Source organism: Gordonia sp. J1A (assembly GCF_055393515.1).
Window position 1 is genome coordinate 909,195 of record NZ_AP041607.1, and the last position, 15,776, is coordinate 924,970.

Consider the following 15,776-nt stretch of genomic DNA (forward strand, 5'->3'; position numbering starts at 1 on the left):
CCCGAAACCCAGTGAAAAGCAAATGCGATAGTAGTCACTATATTGATAGGCATGACCGATCAAAGTTATCAGCCGCCCATCACCGCACTGAGGGCGTTCGTGTCCGTGGCGAAGCACTTGCACTTCGGCTCCGCCGCAGCCGAACTCGGGGTCAGTCAGCCCTCGCTGTCACAGGCGCTGGCCGGACTGGAGGCGGGGCTCGGACTCCGGCTCGTCGAACGGACCACCCGGCGGGTGATGCTGACGGCGGAGGGCCGCCGGCTGCTCGGGTCGGCGATCGCGGTGTGCGACGCCGTCGACGACTTCCTGCTCGATGCCGCCGGCGACCTCGACCCGCTGTCGGGGACTCTCCGGTTGGGATTGATCCCGACGATCGCGCCCTACATCCTGCCCCGGGTGTTGCAGGGGCTCGCCGAACGCCGACCGGCGCTCGATCTGCTGGTGGTGGAGGATCAGACCGACCGTCTGCTCGGACAATTGCGCGACGGAGCCCTCGATGCGGCGGTCCTCGCCCTGCCCGCCGGCGCACCGGGGATCGGCGAGATCCCGATGTACGCCGAGGACTTCGTCCTCGCGCTGCCGCAAGGACATCCGCTCGCCGGACGGAAGCGGCTGTCGCCGAAGATGCTGGAGGATCTTCCGCTGCTGCTGCTCGACGAAGGACACTGCCTGCGCGATCAGGCTCTCGAGGTGTGTCAGCTCGCCGGCGTCTCGCCCGATCTGCGTCAGACGCGGGCCGCGTCGCTCACGACCGCGGTGCAGTGTGTCGAAGGCGGGCTGGGAGTGACGCTGATCCCGCAGACCGCGGTGGCCGTCGAGACCGCGGCGGGTGGACTCGCCACGGCCGAGTTCGCGCGTCCGCGGCCCGGCCGCACGATCGGCCTCGTGTACCGGGAGTCGTCGGGCCGGGGCGAGGCCTACCGCGCGCTGGCCGCCGACATCGCCGAACTGGTGGCCGACGGAGGCGCGGTGACCCCGGTGGGCACGCGGTCCGGCGGCACCGACGACACCGCCGTCGGCCTCACGCCTGAGCGGTGAGCTGCTCCCACTCGTCGATGAGGCTGGAGTCGACGTCGCGGATCAGATCGCCGAGTTCGTCGGTGATGTCCTCGATCTCGTCGGTGACCGCCGACATCGGCAACCCGCTGTTCAGTGCGCGGTAGCAGTCGGTCAGGTACCGCAGGACGACGCCTTCGCTGCGCGCGAGCCCGAGGTCGGAGATGAGCTCGGTGAAGGTCATCGACCGCTCCCGCATGTACCGCAGGACGGATTTGGGCGACGGGGGAGTGTTCGCCAGCCAGGGATGGCCCCGGCGATAGGTCTCGTATGCGAAACCGATCTCCTCGGCGAGCGGCTGCGGCCACGTGATCTGCTCGAGTCGCTCCATGCGCTCCTCGTACTCGATCCCGTCGGCCTTCATCTCGGCGACGGCGGCGTCGCGCGCCTGCTTGCGCTGCGCGACGAGCACGGGGCGCGGATCGTCGAGGGTGCATTCGAGTATCGAGATCACATCGAGCGCGTAGGTGTCCGAATCGGTGTCGAGGAGTTCGAACGCGGCGACCGCGAACGCCGAGAGCGGATTGGTGAGGGCGAAGTTCTCCGGCAGGTCGATGGAGAGTTCCACGTGCTTCCCGTCCGCCGCGGGCCGGTCGAGCTTCGTCACGATCCCGGTCTCGCACAGGTCGCGGTACAGCGCGATGGTGTGCTTGATGTGGCGCAGTTGCCGCGAGCGCGGTTCGTGGTTGGTCTCGAGCAGATGCCGCAGCGCCGCGAAGCAGTCGCCGGGCCGTTCGAGCACTTCCATCAGCATCGCGGTGGTCATCCGGAAATGCGACTTCAACTCTTCGTCGGGAGCGTCGATCAGCGTTTCGAAGGTCTTCTCGCCCCAGCTGACGAACCCCTCGGGGGCTTTGCGGCGCACCACCTTCCGCAGCTTCTTGGGGTCGTCGCCCGCCTTCGCCACGGCGCGCGCGTTCTCGACGTCGTGTTCGGGTGCCTGGGCCACCACGTAGCCGACGGTGTCGAAACCCGCCCGGCCGGCACGGCCGGCGATCTGGTGGAACTCCCGCGCTCGCAGCCGGCGCACCCGGTGGCCGTCGTACTTGGTCAGGCCCGCGAACAGCACGGTGCGGATCGGCACGTTGATGCCCACGCCGAGGGTGTCGGTTCCGGCGACCACCTTCAGCAGGCCGGCCTGCGCCAGCCGTTCGACGAGCCGCCGGTAGCGGGGGAGCATGCCCGCGTGATGCACGCCGATGCCCGACCGCAGGAGTTTCGACAGGGTGCCTCCGAAGCCGGTCTGGAACCGGAAGTCGCCGATCGCCTCGGCGATGGCCGCCTTCTCCTCCTTGTCACAGATCTTCACCGACAGCAGCGCCTGGGCGCGTTCGACGGCCTGCTGCTGCGTGAAATGAACCACGTAGACCGGCGCCCGGCCGGCGTCGATCAGCTCGGCGATCGTCTCGTGGATCGGGGTGATCGCGTATCGGTACTGCAGCGGCACGGGCCGCTGCGCACCGGTCACCGGCACGGTGGTGCGACCGGTGCGGCGAGTGAGGTCGTCGACGAAGAAGTCCATGCTGCCCAGCGTCGCCGACATCAGCAGGAACTGCGGCTGCCGGTCGACAGCGGTCTCGGGCGACGGATCCGGCAGTTCGATCAGAGGGACCTGCCAGGCCCAGCCGCGGTCGGACTCGCCGTAATAGTGGAATTCGTCGGCCACCAGGACGCCGACGTCGGATCCGGCGCCGTCGCGCAGGGCGATGTTGGCGACGATCTCGGCGGTCGCGCACACGATCGGCGCGTCGGCGTTGACCGACGCGTCGCCGGTGAGCAGACCTACATTGGCGGCACCGAACTGATCGCACAGATCGAAGAACTTCTCGCTGACCAGGGCTTTGATCGGCGCTGTGTAATACGCGCGCCGCCCGCGGCAGAGCGCGAAATAGATGGCGCCGGAGGCGACGAGCGACTTGCCCGATCCGGTCGGCGTCGCCAGGATCACGTTGCTGCCCGAGACGAGCTCGAGGAGCGCCTCCTCCTGATGCGGGTACAGGTCGAGCCCGCGAGACGCCCACCACGTCGTGAACCTCTCGAATGCGAGATCTTCGTCAGTGGTGGGCGTCAGCGGAACGGTGTCGCTCGGTTCCGTGGCCGGCGTCGTCAGCTCGGATCACGTCCTTGTGTGTCGTCGGGCCCGGTGTCGCTCTCGTCGTCCGGCTCCGGGAAGGCGCCATCGCCGAGTCCGTCGAACTCCGCGGCGTGTTCGGCCAGGAACCGCTCGAACTCCGCACCCAGTTCGTCGCCCGAGGGGACATCCTGGTCGGCGGCCAGCAGCGAGGCCTGCTCGTTCTTCGCGCGCATGTAGGCGTCGTACTGGTTCTCCAGCGACGTGACGACGGCCGCGACCTCCGCATTGGACGCCACCTCGCCGTCGATCTGCTCGCGCATCTGCTCCGCGGCGTTCTCGAGCGCCGCGACCGGCAGTTCGAGACCGGCGACCTTTCCGATCGCCTGGATCAGTGCGGCGGACGCGCCGGGGTAGTTGGCCTGCGCCAGGTAGTGCGGAACGTGCGCGGACAGGCCCGCGGTGCGGTAGCCGGCCTGGCCGAGCCGCAGTTCGAGGAGCATCGACGCGCTGGCGGGCAGCTTCATCGGGTTGCCCCAGCGGTTCAGGTCGCCGAGAGCGTCCGAATCGTTGCCGTGCGCGGTGATCGAGGCAGGCCGCGTGTGCGGAACCGCCATCGGGATCGAGTTCAGACCGACCACTCGCGAGACGCCGAACCGCTCGGCGAGTGCGGTGATCGCGGTGGTGAACTGCTCCCAGCGCAGGTCGGGCTCGGGTCCGTCCAACAGCAGGAACGGAACCCCGGCGTTGTCGCGCACCGCGTGGACGGTGAGCTTGTGCATGTCGATCCCGTCGAACTCCACACCGCTGAAGGAGATCATCGGCCGCCGCGACCGGTAGTCGATCAACTCGTCGGTGTTGAACGTCGCGACCAGTTCGGAGTCGAGGGCCTCGCGCAGGTGCGTCGCGGCCAGCGCGACGGCGTGTCCGGCGTCGGCGTAGCCCTCGAGGGCGTGGATCAGCACCGGTCCGTCGCCGTCGGCGCCGTACACGGCGGGAGCCGGGAACTCGAGATCGTAGAGCTTGCGGGGGTCGTCCTGCCGCTCATCCATGGTCTCTCCCTTCGAATGTGACATCTCATTGTCCCGTACGGGACTCATCGCGTTCAACACGGCTCTGCGGCGGGTCATTCCCGTGTCGCGGCCGCGCGGATGGCACAGTGGTGGTGTGCGACTTGTTGCTGGAGTGAAGTCTGTGGCTGCCGTGTTGATGGTGGCCGGGGCGGCGTCGGCGTGCGCCGTGACGGGAGAGGCAGTCCCGTCACTGGATCTCTCGTCGAAGTCGGTACCGAGTTCGGCGTTCCCCTACGGCCCCGGGCAGCAGGTCCCGTCCGCCCAGGTCCCGGGCATCCTGGCGGACATCACGTTCCGTCCGCTCCGCGGTGAGAACACCCCGGCCGACTGCACTCCGGCGCCGGTGGATGCGCCGACGGCGAGGGTGCTCGTGGGGCCGGGAGGGCCCGCGCAGGGGACGCTGACCACGATGGTGGTGCGCGCCACCGACAGCTTCGACGACTTCGTCGCGCGGGCTCGCCGGTGCGGGGAGTTCGCTCTCGGCGGAACGGTCGGCACGTCGGTGGCGACCGAGGTCACTCCCGTCGACGGCGGTGTTCCCGGAGTCCGGCTCGAGCGCCGCATCCGAATGGGACCGGCCGATCAGCCCGCGCCGCCGCCGACGAGTTCGGTGACCGAGTTCGTGGCGCAGCAGGGGGACATCCGCGTCTACGTGCAGAATCGGCGTCCGGGCGGCGACGATCTCGGCGCCGAGGAACTGGGCGCCACTCGCACGCTGTTCGACGCCGCACGGACACGCGCGTTCGGCGGCTGACGCACCACCGACGGGCAAACGCCCAGGTCGATCTGTGCATCGACGCCTTGTCGGTCAACATCGGCCGGCGGGGTCTTCCCGGCCGGCCGCGTCGAGGCCAGCGTGGGTGCATGACCAATTCACTCAGCATTCCCGCAGGCGGCCACACCGACGGTCGCTCCGATCCCGACAAGTTGCTCGCCGCGGTCCCGGGACTGCTCGGCTTCGTGCCCGAACAGTCGATCGTGCTGCTGGTGTTCGGTGCCGACCGCACTGTCGTGGCGACCATGCGGCACGATCTGTGCCTGACCAAGAACGGTTCGCCGTCCGCCGGCATGCGGCAGCTGTTCATCCGGTTGGGGACGCTCGCGGCCTCCTACGGGGCCATCGGCACCGTCGCGGTGATCGTCGACGACCGCTACCGGCCCGACGACGACCGCTACCGCGCCGTCGCGGCGGCTGCGAACAAGGGCTTCGGCCCCGCGGGCGGACTGTCCGCGGCGTTCGCGATGGCACAGGCCGCCTCGGGCAGCCGGTGGCACACCGTGTGGCGACCGGCCGGGGGCCGAGCGGCGCCCTATCCGTTCACCGCGGCGGTACCGGCCACCGGAGTGCTGTCGGACCCCAACGCCTCGCCGACCGCGCTGGAGCGCGCGGTCCACTCCGGCAGACGGATTCTGGCGCGGCGGTCGGAGATGCTCGCGCTGCTGTCGCCGGAACCGCACTGCGCCCGGGCGGGCTGCCGCGGCGTGTCACCGGTTCCGGTGCGGCACGAACCCGGCCGCGTCGACGCGCAGGGGCTCGCATTCGCGCTGGGAACGCTGGCCCGTTTCAGCGCCGGCGACACCGATCTGACGTGCGCGGACGTGAACACCCTCGCCGAAGCGCTGGTGTCGGTGCATGTGCGCGACGCGCTGCTCGGACTCTCGCTCACCGAACAGCGCGGCGCGGCGGAGGATCTGTGGCGCACCCTGACCAGACGGCTCGACGGCCATGCCCGCGCGGCGGCGGCCACACTGCTCGGGCATCTGCACTACATGGCCGGGGAGGGCGCGTACGCGGGCGTGGCGTTCGGCGTGGCGCACGACGCCGACCCCGACTACCATCTCGCGAACCTGCTCGACACCGCACTGATCAACGGCATGCGACCGAGGGAACTGCGCGGACTCGCCGAACTCGCATACGAGATCGCCGAGAGCCTCGGCGGCCCTCTGCCCGCCCCGGTACACGAGCCGGCCGGCTGACCGTGCGGTGATCAGGTCTTGTTGACGAAGATCGCGTGCGAGATCTCCGAGGACAGCGTCAGCCCCTCGTGTCCGGGAGTGTTGATGATGACCGCACGGGGTGTCACGTTCACCGACACGCGCGCGTTCGGCACCACGCCGGCCTGCCGCAGCTCGGAGATCAACTCCGGGTCGGCCTGCGCGTGCTCGGACATACGCGTGATCACGACGGTGCTCTCACCCTGGGGGAGGTCGACGAGCCGCACCGAGGTGTCCTCGCGCGCACTGGCCTCGACCCCGAGCTGCTCCAGCCCGGGAATCGGATTGCCGTACGGCGACGTGGTCGGGTTGTCGAGGACCTCGACGATGCGCCGCTCGACGTTCTCGCTCATCACGTGTTCCCAGCGGCAGGCCTCGTCGTGCACCTCGTCCCACGGCAGACCGATCACGTCCACCAGCAGCCGCTCGGCCAATCGGTGCTTGCGCATCACTGAGATGGCCAGATTGCGGCCCTTGTCCGTGAGTTCGAGATGCCGATCGCCCGCGACGCGCAGGAGCCCGTCGCGCTCCATGCGGGCCACCGTCTGCGAGACCGTCGGTCCACTCTGTTCCAGGCGCTCGGCGATGCGAGCGCGCAGCGGGATGATCCCCTCCTCCTCAAGGTCGTAGATCGTCCGCAGATACATCTCTGTGGTATCGACAAGATCGTTCACGAAGCCTCAGTCCTTTCGCCTCAGTTCAGGTTACCTGTAAGGCGGGGCGTCAGGGGCACCTGATGCAGTCCCCGAGTGGCGTGAAACCGTTAGCGTGACAGGGTGATGCGAAAAGAGGCGAGGCGATGAGTGCGGCGATCATCTGGAGCGAGCACTTCATGGAGTACAAGTGGGCCTACACCCACCCGATGAGTCCGGTGCGCCTCGCCCTCACGATGTCGCTGGCGCGCAGCCTCGGTGTGCTCGACGACGTGGACACGATCGAGCCGCTGCCGGTGGACGACGGGCTCCTGACCACTGTCCACACGCAGGGTTACGTCGACGCGGTCCGGGCCGTCAGCTACGGCACCGCGTCGCTCAACGGCCCGGTCCTCGAGCGTCTCTTCGGCCTCGGCAGCGCGGACAACCCGATCTTCGAGGGCATGCACGATGCGGGAGCGATGCTGGTCGGCGGCTCGGTGGCCGCGGCCGCGGCGATCGCGTCCGGAAGCGTGCGCCGAGCGGTCAACATCGGCGGCGGCATGCATCACGCGATGAAGGGCCACGCCGCCGGCTTCTGCATCTACAACGACTGTTCGATCGCGATCCGCTGGCTGCTCGAGCACGGCTACGACCGGATCGCCTACATCGACGTCGACGCGCACCACGGAGACGGCGTGCAGGCCGAGTTCATCGGCGACCCGCGGGTGATGACGGTGTCGCTGCATCAGCACCCCGCGACGCTGTGGCCCGGCACCGGCTGGGCCACCGAAGTGGGCGAGGGACCGGCCACGGGCACCGCGGTGAACGTCGGACTGATGCCCGGGCTGCCGGACTCGTTGTGGCTGCGCGCCTTTCACGCCGTCGTTCCGTCGATGGTGGAGGCGTTCAAGCCGCAGATCCTGGTGACGCAGATCGGTGTCGACAGCCACCGCGACGACCCGCTCACCGACCTGGCACTGACCGTCGACGGCCACGCCGCCGCGGTCCGGGCGTTGCGCGAACTCGCCGACCGGTACTGCGAGGGACGCTGGCTGGCCGTCGGCGGCGGGGGATACGGTGTGATCAACGTGGTCCCGCGCAGCTGGACGCATCTGATCGGCGCGGCGCTCGATCGCGACGTGCCCGCGCAGACCCGCATCGGGGACGACTGGCTCGCCGGCGCGCAGGATCTGGCGAAGACGGTTCACCCCGACTACGCGCGGCCGCCGAAGGCCACGATGGGAGACGGCGGCGTCACCGACTTCGTCCGCTGGGACGGCGACGGCAGCGCAGAACCACCCGACGGCGTCTCGGAGACCGCCCAGCGGCAGACCGACAAAGCCATCATCGCCACCCGCCGAGCGGTGTTCCCGCTGCACGGCCTGGACCCGGAGGATCCTCGTGACTGACACGCCCGACACCGGATCGACGGACACCGCGAGCGATACGGAGGACACGCCGACGACCGAGGACGCGCTCCCGCGCGAGTACCCGCGGCAGTGGAGCGCCGACGTCCTCGCCTCGGACGGAGGCGTGGTTCACATCCGGCCCATCATGCCCGCCGACGCCGACCTGCTCGTCGAGTTCCACAACGGTCTCAGCGAACGCACCCGCTACATGCGGTACTTCGGTCCGACGCCGACGCTCCCGCCGCGCGAAGTGGTGCGCATGACGACGGTGGACTACCGCAACCGCGTCGCCCTGCTGGCCTTCCTCGGCGACCGGGTGATCGCGATGGGGCTGTACGAGGGGCTCGCGGCGGACGGTAAACCGACGTCCGCCGAGGTGGCCTTCGTGGTCGCCGACGATCACCAGGGCCGTGGGTTGGGTCCGATCCTGCTCGAGCACCTGGCGGGTGCGGCGGCGGAGAACGGCTTCACCCGGTTCGAGGCGGAGGTGCTGTCGGAGAACCCCAACATGGTGGCTGTATTCCGTGATGCGGGATATCAGATCAGCCGGGCCTTCGACGGCAGCACCGTGCACGTCGAGTTCCTGATCGATCCCACCGAGGCGCTGACGGCGGTGCGCAACGCCCGCGAGCGTGCCTCGGAGGCACGCAGCATCGCGAATCTGCTGCGTCCTTCGTCGGTGGCCGTGATCGGTGCCTCCGCCGACCCCAAGAAGGTCGGCAACGTGTTGCTGGCGAATGTGCTCGCGGCCGGCTTCACCGGGCCGGTGTTCCCGGTGAACGGTTCGGCGGTGGCGTCCGAACCGGACGACGCCCAGCCGCGCCGCGGTCCCGGACGACCGCCGCGCACCGCACCGCCGTCGGTGCGCGGGATCCGCTCCTATTCGACTGTGCGCGACATCCCCGACCCGGTGGATCTGGCCGTCATCGCGGTGCCTGCCGCGCGCATAGACCAAGTGCTCGACGACTGTCTCGCCAAAGGCGTGCGGACCCTGGTGGTGGTGTCGGCCGGCTTCGGTGAGAAAGGCGAGGCCGGGCTGGAGAACGAGAAGCGGCTCGCCGAACAGGTCCGCGCCCACGGAATGCGCCTGGTGGGGCCCAACGCGCTCGGCGTGGTCAACAACCATCCCGACATCGCGCTGAACGCGTCACTGGCTCCCCGCATTCCGGGGGCGGGCCGTGTCGGATTCTTCTGCCAGTCCGGTGCGCTCGGCATCGCGATCCTCGACACCGCTGCCCACCGCCGGCTCGGCCTGTCGACGTTCGTCTCCGCGGGCAACCGCGCCGATGTGTCCGGGAACGACGTGCTCCAGTACTGGGACACCGACGACGACACAGACGTGGTGCTGCTGTACCTGGAGAGCTTCGGCAATCCGCGCAAGTTCGGGCGGATCGCCCGCCGGGTGGCGTCCAAGAAGCCGATCGTCGCGATCAAGTCGGGCAGCGGGGCGATGTCGCCGGTACACGCCCAGCGCACCGGTCCGGTGCGCGACGACCGCGTGGCGCAGATGGTGCTGGAACAGGCCGGGGTGATCCAGGTCGAGACGATCGCGGAGCTCTTCGACTCCGCTACCGTGCTGGCCTACCAGCCGCTGCCCGAGGGTCCCCGGACGGCCATCCTCGGAAACTCGTCGGTCATCGCGTCCCTGGCTGCCAACACCGCCCGCAGCTCGGGCCTCGAAGTGGTCTCGATCGTGGATCTGGGGCCGGCCGTGACACACGACGCACTGTCGGCCGCCGTCGCCGAGGCGATGAACGACGACGCGATCGACGCGGTGATCGTGGTGTTCGTCCCGCCGGTGGCCGTCGACTCGTCCGACTACGCGTTGGGCCTGCTGGAAGCGACCCGCCCGGCCGACGGAGGCGATGTTCCGACCAAACCGGTCGTGACGACCTTCCTCGCGGTGGAGGGTGTTCCGCCCGGTCTGTCGCGCACCGGACCGGACGGGCTGCCCGTGCGCGGGTCGATCCCGTCGTACCCGACGCCCGAGCGCGCTGCGAGCGCGCTGGCGCAGGCGTGGCGCTACTCCCGGTGGCGGTCGCGGCCGGCCGCCGCGCCCGCACCCATCCCGGATTCGCGGCCGGAGGACGCGCGCAGCTTCGTGCGAGAGGCGATGGCCGACGGCCCGCGCTCGCTCACTCCGCGCGAGGGGTCGTACGTGCTCGGGCACTTCGGCATCGAAGTGGTTCCGTTCCGGGACGTCCGGACGATGCACGAGGCGTCTGCGGCGGCGCGTGAGCTGGGATTCCCGGTCGTGGTGAAGTCCACCTCGCCGGCCTGGGTCGGTCGGGTGGACCGGGAGGGCGCCCGGCTGGACCTGTCCGACGCGACCGCGGTCATCACCGCGTTCAACGAACTGCAGACCCTCACCGGCGACTCGTCGCTCCAGGTGCAGCGGATGGCGCCGAAAGGCGTCGGGATGTACCTCCGCGTCTCCGACAGTCCGTCGTTCGGTCCGCTGATGTCGTTCGGCCTCTCCGGACGACTGTTCGAGGCGCTCGGTGACCGGAGCTTCCGGTCGATCCCGCTGACTGAGCACGATGCCAGGGAACTGGTCGACGAGCCGAGTGTCCGGACGCTGCTGGCCGAGGACCACACCGATCCGGACGCGCTGGTGGAGTTGCTGCAGCGGGTGTCGGCGCTGATCGACGACGTCCCCGAGATCCGCGAGCTGACGCTCGACCCGATCCTCGCCTCGCCCGACGGGATCTCGGTCCTGGGGTCGCACATAGATGTCGGCCCGGTGCCCACACTCGCGGACACCGGGCCGAGGCGGCTGGGTTGACTCGGGGGATCATCGACCGCAGCCGCCGGTCTGGGGCGGGACCGCGGCGCGGTCCCTCATCGGATCAGCTCGCGTAAGCGCGGAGCTTCTCGGCGCGGTCGCCCTGACGCAGCTTGGTCATGACCTCGCGCTCGATCTGGCGGACACGCTCGCGCGAGAGCCCGAAGGCGCGGCCGATCTGGTCGAGCGTGCGCGGCTGACCGTCTTCGAGGCCGTACCGCATCGTGATGACCTGCATCTCCCGCTCGTCGAGCGTCGAGAGCACCGAGCGGATGTCGGAGTGCAGGAGGTTCGCGATGACGACGGTCTCGGCCGAGGTGGCCTCGGCGTCCTCGATGAAGTCGCCGAGCGGCGCCTCCTCGTCGTTGCCGACGGGCATGTCCAGGCTCACCGGATCGCGGCTGTGGTCCATCAGATCGGCGATCTTCTCAGCCGGGATACCCGATTCCAGGGCCAGTTCCTCGTCGGTGGCCTCCCGGCCGAGCTGCTGGTGCAGTTCGCGGCGGATACGGGCCAGCTTGTTGACCTGCTCCACGAGGTGGACGGGCAGGCGGATGGTGCGGCTCTGATCAGCCATGCCGCGGCTGATCGCCTGGCGGATCCACCAGGTCGCGTAGGTCGAGAACTTGTAGCCCTTCGCGTAGTCGAACTTCTCGACGGCGCGGATCAGACCGAGGTTGCCCTCCTGGATGAGGTCGAGCAGCGGCATGCCCCGGCCGGTGTAGCGCTTGGCCAGGGAGACCACCAGGCGCAGGTTCGCCTCAAGCAGATGCGCGCGAGCCTGTTCGCCCTCGCGGACGAGAATGGCGTAATCGCGCTTCTTGGCCGGGCTGAGGCGCTTTTTGGTGGCCAGGAGATGCTTCGCATACAGCCCGGCCTCGATGGCCTTGGACAGGTCGACCTCCTGCTCAGCGGTCAGCAGAGCGGTGCGGCCGATGCCGTTGAGGTAGACGCGGACGAGGTCGGCCGAGGGTGACTGCGCATCCAGATCCTGCTCGGTGAGAGCCGGGCGAGTACGGGTGGAACGAGCTTCGGACGGGCGGGCAATCGTCGAGTGAGCCATGCGACCTCCTGGAGATGCGTTTCATCAGTGCGTTCACCAGGTCCAACGTCGCGGGTGCCGGAAAGGTTCCCCGTGGTTGCTGAGAAGTTGCTTAGTCTACCGCTGCGCGGTGGAATCGGCTCATTGGACCAGGTCAGGAAAGTAACGACCGATCGCATCCCGAAGTTCCCGCGCACCGCGCACCGTGCCGGAGAAGTAGGCGAGAGCCGTGACGCCCTCGCAGAACACCATCAGATCCTCGGCCAGATCGTCCGCACCCCGCTCGCGAGAGATACGGGAACCGGCGGCGAAGAGCGCGATGGCTGCGGACCGGGAGAAGAGGCACTCGCTCAGCGCCGTCGCCGTGCCGGCTTCGGCGGCGTCCGGGGCGAGGGCGTAACGGGCACGCACATCGCGCATCCGCACGCCGGTCAGATGGTGAAGATAGTCGGCGATGACCGTGCCCGGTGACGCGCCCGACGACTCGGCGGTCGCCGACACGCGGTGGAAGGCGGCGCGCGAGGTCCGGGTCAGATGCGCGATCGCGCCGCCGAGAAGGGCTGCACGGGTGCGGAAGTAGTAGGACGTCGATCCCTTGGGCAGGTCGAGAGCCCGGTCGACGGCAGAGTGGGTCACCGCGCGGTTGCCGCCGGCGGCGGCGAGGTCGAGCGCAGCCTCGCAGATCGCCTCACGGCGATCGGTCCTGGGAGTGAGATCGGGCACGGCACTCATTGAATCACCCTCTACGAACATAGAGTGTTCGTTATGTGGAAGTGGCGAGAGCAGCGAGCGATGCGTGCGGACCGGGAGCGCCGCGCCGCGGTCCGTGCGGCAGTGCATCAGCGCGCGGCACGGGAAGGACTGCGTCTCACCGATGGACAACTCGCCGTGCTGCGGTTGCTGTGCGGTGAGGAGAACGTCTACCTCCACGGTCCGCCCGGCCGCGGTAAGAGTTGGCTCGTCGACGCCGTGGTCGCGGCACTCGGTGCGCGCCGATGGCATCTGCACGAGTTCTTCCGGGATCTGCACGACGGTATCGGTGCGACCGGCGGGCTCGCCCCGAGCGTGTCCGCACTGGTCGGTTCGGCGCGGGCGGTCTGCCTGGACGAGTTCACCGTCCACGACCCGGCCGACGGAGTGCTGCTCGACCGAGTGCTGCGTGAGTTGCACCGCCGCCGGATCCGTATCATCGTGACCTCGAATCGCGCGCCCGCCGAGCTGATGCCGAACCCGTTGTTCCACTCTGCATTCGAGCCGACCATCGCGACGATCGAAGACATCTTCACCGTCGCGACCCTGGACGACGGCCGCGATCTGCGGGAGGCGGGTGCGGCGGTCGTCCTCGCCGCCGGCGGCTTCCGTCGGGGGCGTTGGACGATCTGCGGTGCGGGATCCGTGCGACGCGCCGGGGGCGGCCGCCCGGTCGCCTCCGGCGAAGAGATGGACGAAGAGGGGACGGTGGAGTTCGGGTTCGGCGAGTTGTGCGAGGTCCCCGCCCATGTATCGGACTACCTGTCGCTGGCCGAGCGCTTTCCGCGCTGGCGGGTGACGATGCCCGACGAGTGCGTCGCCGGCCCCGACGCGCTCGCCCGGTGGGCGGCACTGCTCGACGTCGCCCACGATCGCGACATGGAGGTGACCGTCGTCGCGAGCTTCGGGCCCGGCGAACTCGCGGACCTGCTGCGTTCTCGGCTGCCCGACGCCGCTCGCGCCGTCAGCCGAATGTCGGCGTGGACGGTCGAGACTGCAGCGACGGTGGAGACTGCATGCACTGTCGAGACTGCAGACACTGTGGAGACTGCGGACACTGTGGAGACTGCAGACACTGTGGACACGGCGGCTGTCAGCGAGCGGTGAGGACGGTCGGTCCGTCCTCGGTAATCGCCACGGTGTGCTCGGAGTGCGCGGTGTTGCTCCCGTCGGCCGAGCGGATCGTCCAGCCGTCGGCGTCGTAGACGATCTCGTCGGTTCCCGCAGCCCACCACGGTTCGAGAGCCAGTACCATTCCGGGCTTCAATCGGAGGCCGCGGCCGGCGCGTCCGACGTTCGGGACATGTGGATCCTCGTGCATGGTGCGGCCGAGACCGTGGCCGCCGAAGTCGGTGTTCACGCGGTAGCCGTCGGCGGCGGCGACGGCGCCGATGGCGGCGGAGATGTCGCCGAGTCGGCCTCCGGGAAGGGCGGCCGCGATGCCGGCCTCGAGAGCACGGCGAGTGGAGTCGATCAGTCGTGCGTCGGGATCGTCGGTGCGGGACGCGACGTCGTCGTCGAAGCCGACTTGAACGGTGATCGCCGAATCTGCAGTCCAGCCATCGATCGAGACGGCGAAATCCATGGTCAGGAGATCGCCGCGTGCGAGGACGTGCGGGGCGGGCAGGCCGTGCAGCACGGCGTCGTTCACGGACAGGCAGACGACGTTGCGGAACGGTCCTCGGCCGAAGGAGGGGGAGTAGTCCCAATAGCAACTGACCGCGCCGCGATCGGCGATCAGCCGTCGTGCGTGATGTTCCAGATCCATCACGTCGACGCCCGGGCGCGCGAGACGTGAGAGGTCGGTGAGGACCTCGGCGACGAACGCGCCGGTGACCGCCATCTTCCCGATCTCATCCGGCGTTTTGAGCTCCATCATCGTCATCTCCCAGCGTTGGTATTTAAATACCGACACTGTAGCAGCCCCGCGGTATTCGAATACCGCTAAGCTGCGGGTATGGTTCGTCTCCCGTTGACTCCCGAGCAACTCGCCGCAGGCAGACGCCTCGGAGTCCTCTTCCGCTCCGCACGGGCCGACCGCGATCCCGTGCGGGTGGCGGCCGCAGCCGGGATCTCGCCGGAGACATTGCGCAAGCTCGAGTCCGGCCGGATGCCGAGCCCGAGTTTCGGGACCGTCGTCGGGCTGTGCGCGGCGCTGGAGATGCCGGTCGACGATGCGGTCGCGACCTGGCTGGCCGACGGCGTGGACGGCGACCGAGTGGACGGCGACCGTATCGGCGGCGGACGCGACGAACGTGCGGTGGGCTGAGCCCTACTCTCGTTCCGGGTGCTCGGGATCGGGACGTCCCTCCACCTCGGATTCGATGATCCGGTGCGACCGGTCGTCGTAGCGATCGCGATGCGGCTCGGGCGCGATCTCCGGCTGCACGGAGCGGGTGCTGCCGTAGTGATACATCGGGACCTCGCCGTGCTTGCGGGGTTCCCGGTCGTTGGCCTTGAGGACGGCGATCCACGGAATCGGGATGGACGCGACGATGATCGCCAGTGCGATCCAGCCGTTCTGCGTGACGCCGTACACGATCGACGCGATGATCAGTGCGGGGATGCGGATCGACATCATCAGGAAATAGCGACGCTTGCGGGCGCGGAAGACGGCGTCGCGGTCGGGTTCAGCGCTGGTGATCAGGAAGCTGTCGCCGTCACCATCGCGTCCTCGTCGTTCCGCCATACCTCCATGGTTGCACAGTGGTCCACAATGGAGTCATGGCTACTCAGACGATCGAACGCCCGGACATCGATGAACGCACTGAGGAGGACGATGACACTCCGAAAGTCTTCCACTATGTGAAGAAGGACAAGATCGCCGAGAGCGCGGTCATGGGTACTCACGTGGTCGCCCTGTGCGGTGAGGTCTTCCCGGTCACCAAGTCCGCGAAACCCGGCTCGCCGGTCTGCGAGAAGTGCAAGAAGATCTACCAGAAGATGAAGAAGTAACCGAT

At 68.9% G+C, this 15,776-nt stretch carries 15 protein-coding genes; 8 read left to right on the top strand and 7 right to left on the bottom strand.

From position 1 onward, the window contains the following. Nucleotides 1–51 precede the first annotated feature (51 nt). Nucleotides 52–1,038, top strand: coding sequence for a hydrogen peroxide-inducible genes activator (locus tag ACZ5QD_RS04255; RefSeq protein ID WP_278127211.1), 987 nt, complete (start codon nucleotides 52–54; stop codon nucleotides 1,036–1,038). Here the strand turns inward: ACZ5QD_RS04255 and ACZ5QD_RS04260 are convergent. Then, nucleotides 1,022–3,166 carry a DEAD/DEAH box helicase gene (locus ACZ5QD_RS04260; protein ID WP_045540548.1) on the bottom strand — a complete coding sequence of 715 codons (2,145 nt, stop codon included), beginning with the start codon at nucleotides 3,164–3,166 and terminating at the stop codon, nucleotides 1,022–1,024. The two genes, ACZ5QD_RS04255 and ACZ5QD_RS04260, sit on opposite strands and share 17 nt — an antisense overlap. Next, a complete protein-coding gene (locus tag ACZ5QD_RS04265) occupies nucleotides 3,163–4,179 on the bottom strand; it encodes a proteasome assembly chaperone family protein (RefSeq protein WP_278127212.1) in 1,017 nt (338 codons plus the stop codon). Before ACZ5QD_RS04265 ends, ACZ5QD_RS04260 begins: the two co-directional genes overlap by 4 nt. Before the next feature lie 142 nt (nucleotides 4,180–4,321). Between ACZ5QD_RS04265 and ACZ5QD_RS04270 the strand changes: the two genes are divergently transcribed. Next, nucleotides 4,322–4,954: a hypothetical protein gene (locus tag ACZ5QD_RS04270; protein WP_278127214.1), complete on the top strand. Its 633-nt coding sequence runs from the start codon at nucleotides 4,322–4,324 to the stop codon at nucleotides 4,952–4,954. Between the two features lie 110 nt (nucleotides 4,955–5,064). Then, entirely contained in the window at nucleotides 5,065–6,177 is a 1,113-nt protein-coding gene (locus ACZ5QD_RS04275; protein WP_464367129.1) for a DUF4192 domain-containing protein, read from the top strand. A gap of 11 nt (nucleotides 6,178–6,188) precedes the next feature. Here the strand turns inward: ACZ5QD_RS04275 and ACZ5QD_RS04280 are convergent, their stop codons facing one another. Further along, the gene (locus tag ACZ5QD_RS04280; RefSeq protein WP_006896294.1) at nucleotides 6,189–6,869 is read right to left on the bottom strand and encodes a metal-dependent transcriptional regulator; all 681 of its coding nucleotides are present in this window, start codon (nucleotides 6,867–6,869) and stop codon (nucleotides 6,189–6,191) included. Between the two features lie 125 nt (nucleotides 6,870–6,994). Here ACZ5QD_RS04280 and ACZ5QD_RS04285 point away from each other — a divergent pair, with 125 nt between their 5' ends. Both ACZ5QD_RS04285 and ACZ5QD_RS04290 read left to right on the top strand, forming a co-directional pair. Then, a complete protein-coding gene (locus ACZ5QD_RS04285; RefSeq protein ID WP_464367130.1) occupies nucleotides 6,995–8,239 on the top strand; it encodes an acetoin utilization protein AcuC in 1,245 nt (414 codons plus the stop codon). After that, the gene (locus tag ACZ5QD_RS04290) at nucleotides 8,232–11,024 is read left to right on the top strand and encodes a bifunctional acetate--CoA ligase family protein/GNAT family N-acetyltransferase (RefSeq protein WP_411815839.1); all 2,793 of its coding nucleotides are present in this window, start codon (nucleotides 8,232–8,234) and stop codon (nucleotides 11,022–11,024) included. Before ACZ5QD_RS04285 ends, ACZ5QD_RS04290 begins: the two co-directional genes overlap by 8 nt. A 64-nt stretch (nucleotides 11,025–11,088) precedes the next feature. Here ACZ5QD_RS04290 and ACZ5QD_RS04295 read toward each other — a convergent pair whose 3' ends face one another. Both ACZ5QD_RS04295 and ACZ5QD_RS04300 read right to left on the bottom strand, forming a co-directional pair. After that, a complete protein-coding gene (locus tag ACZ5QD_RS04295) occupies nucleotides 11,089–12,087 on the bottom strand; it encodes a sigma-70 family RNA polymerase sigma factor (RefSeq protein WP_006896297.1) in 999 nt (332 codons plus the stop codon). A 120-nt stretch (nucleotides 12,088–12,207) separates the two neighbouring features. Then, on the bottom strand, nucleotides 12,208–12,798 hold the full coding sequence (locus ACZ5QD_RS04300; protein WP_412475672.1) for a TetR/AcrR family transcriptional regulator: 591 nt from the start codon (nucleotides 12,796–12,798) through the stop codon (nucleotides 12,208–12,210). Between the two features lie 33 nt (nucleotides 12,799–12,831). Between ACZ5QD_RS04300 and zapE the strand changes: the two genes are divergently transcribed. Next, entirely contained in the window at nucleotides 12,832–13,923 is a 1,092-nt protein-coding gene (zapE, locus tag ACZ5QD_RS04305) for a cell division protein ZapE (protein ID WP_412475673.1), read from the top strand. Here zapE and map read toward each other — a convergent pair. Then, nucleotides 13,910–14,695: a type I methionyl aminopeptidase gene (gene map / locus ACZ5QD_RS04310; RefSeq protein WP_006896300.1), complete on the bottom strand. Its 786-nt coding sequence runs from the start codon at nucleotides 14,693–14,695 to the stop codon at nucleotides 13,910–13,912. The two genes, zapE and map, sit on opposite strands and share 14 nt — an antisense overlap. A 78-nt stretch (nucleotides 14,696–14,773) precedes the next feature. Between map and ACZ5QD_RS04315 the strand changes: the two genes are divergently transcribed. Beyond that, nucleotides 14,774–15,085, top strand: coding sequence for a helix-turn-helix domain-containing protein (locus tag ACZ5QD_RS04315; RefSeq protein WP_006896301.1), 312 nt, complete (start codon nucleotides 14,774–14,776; stop codon nucleotides 15,083–15,085). Between the two features lie 3 nt (nucleotides 15,086–15,088). Here the strand turns inward: ACZ5QD_RS04315 and ACZ5QD_RS04320 are convergent, their stop codons facing one another. After that, nucleotides 15,089–15,505 carry a DUF3099 domain-containing protein gene (locus ACZ5QD_RS04320; protein WP_062366836.1) on the bottom strand — a complete coding sequence of 139 codons (417 nt, stop codon included), beginning with the start codon at nucleotides 15,503–15,505 and terminating at the stop codon, nucleotides 15,089–15,091. Nucleotides 15,506–15,540: 35 nt separating this feature from the next. Between ACZ5QD_RS04320 and ACZ5QD_RS04325 the strand changes: the two genes are divergently transcribed. Next, nucleotides 15,541–15,771: a DUF3039 domain-containing protein gene (locus ACZ5QD_RS04325; protein ID WP_006896303.1), complete on the top strand. Its 231-nt coding sequence runs from the start codon at nucleotides 15,541–15,543 to the stop codon at nucleotides 15,769–15,771. The last annotated feature ends 5 nt before the right edge of the window (nucleotides 15,772–15,776 follow it).

What these genes read in the sequence shown, in the direction of transcription:
- ACZ5QD_RS04255 (WP_278127211.1), top strand. Translation starts at nt 52, where the DNA reads ATGACCGATCAAAGTTATCAGCCGCCCATCACCGCACTGAGGGCGTTC.
- ACZ5QD_RS04265 (WP_278127212.1), bottom strand. Translation starts at nt 4,179, where the DNA reads ATGGATGAGCGGCAGGACGACCCCCGCAAGCTCTACGATCTCGAGTTC.
- ACZ5QD_RS04275 (WP_464367129.1), top strand. Translation starts at nt 5,065, where the DNA reads ATGACCAATTCACTCAGCATTCCCGCAGGCGGCCACACCGACGGTCGC.
- ACZ5QD_RS04285 (WP_464367130.1), top strand. Translation starts at nt 6,995, where the DNA reads ATGAGTGCGGCGATCATCTGGAGCGAGCACTTCATGGAGTACAAGTGG.
- ACZ5QD_RS04295 (WP_006896297.1), bottom strand. Translation starts at nt 12,087, where the DNA reads ATGGCTCACTCGACGATTGCCCGCCCGTCCGAAGCTCGTTCCACCCGT.
- ACZ5QD_RS04300 (WP_412475672.1), bottom strand. Translation starts at nt 12,798, where the DNA reads ATGAGTGCCGTGCCCGATCTCACTCCCAGGACCGATCGCCGTGAGGCG.
- zapE (WP_412475673.1), top strand. Translation starts at nt 12,832, where the DNA reads ATGTGGAAGTGGCGAGAGCAGCGAGCGATGCGTGCGGACCGGGAGCGC.
- map (WP_006896300.1), bottom strand. Translation starts at nt 14,695, where the DNA reads ATGATGGAGCTCAAAACGCCGGATGAGATCGGGAAGATGGCGGTCACC.
- ACZ5QD_RS04315 (WP_006896301.1), top strand. Translation starts at nt 14,774, where the DNA reads ATGGTTCGTCTCCCGTTGACTCCCGAGCAACTCGCCGCAGGCAGACGC.
- ACZ5QD_RS04320 (WP_062366836.1), bottom strand. Translation starts at nt 15,505, where the DNA reads ATGGCGGAACGACGAGGACGCGATGGTGACGGCGACAGCTTCCTGATC.
- ACZ5QD_RS04325 (WP_006896303.1), top strand. Translation starts at nt 15,541, where the DNA reads ATGGCTACTCAGACGATCGAACGCCCGGACATCGATGAACGCACTGAG.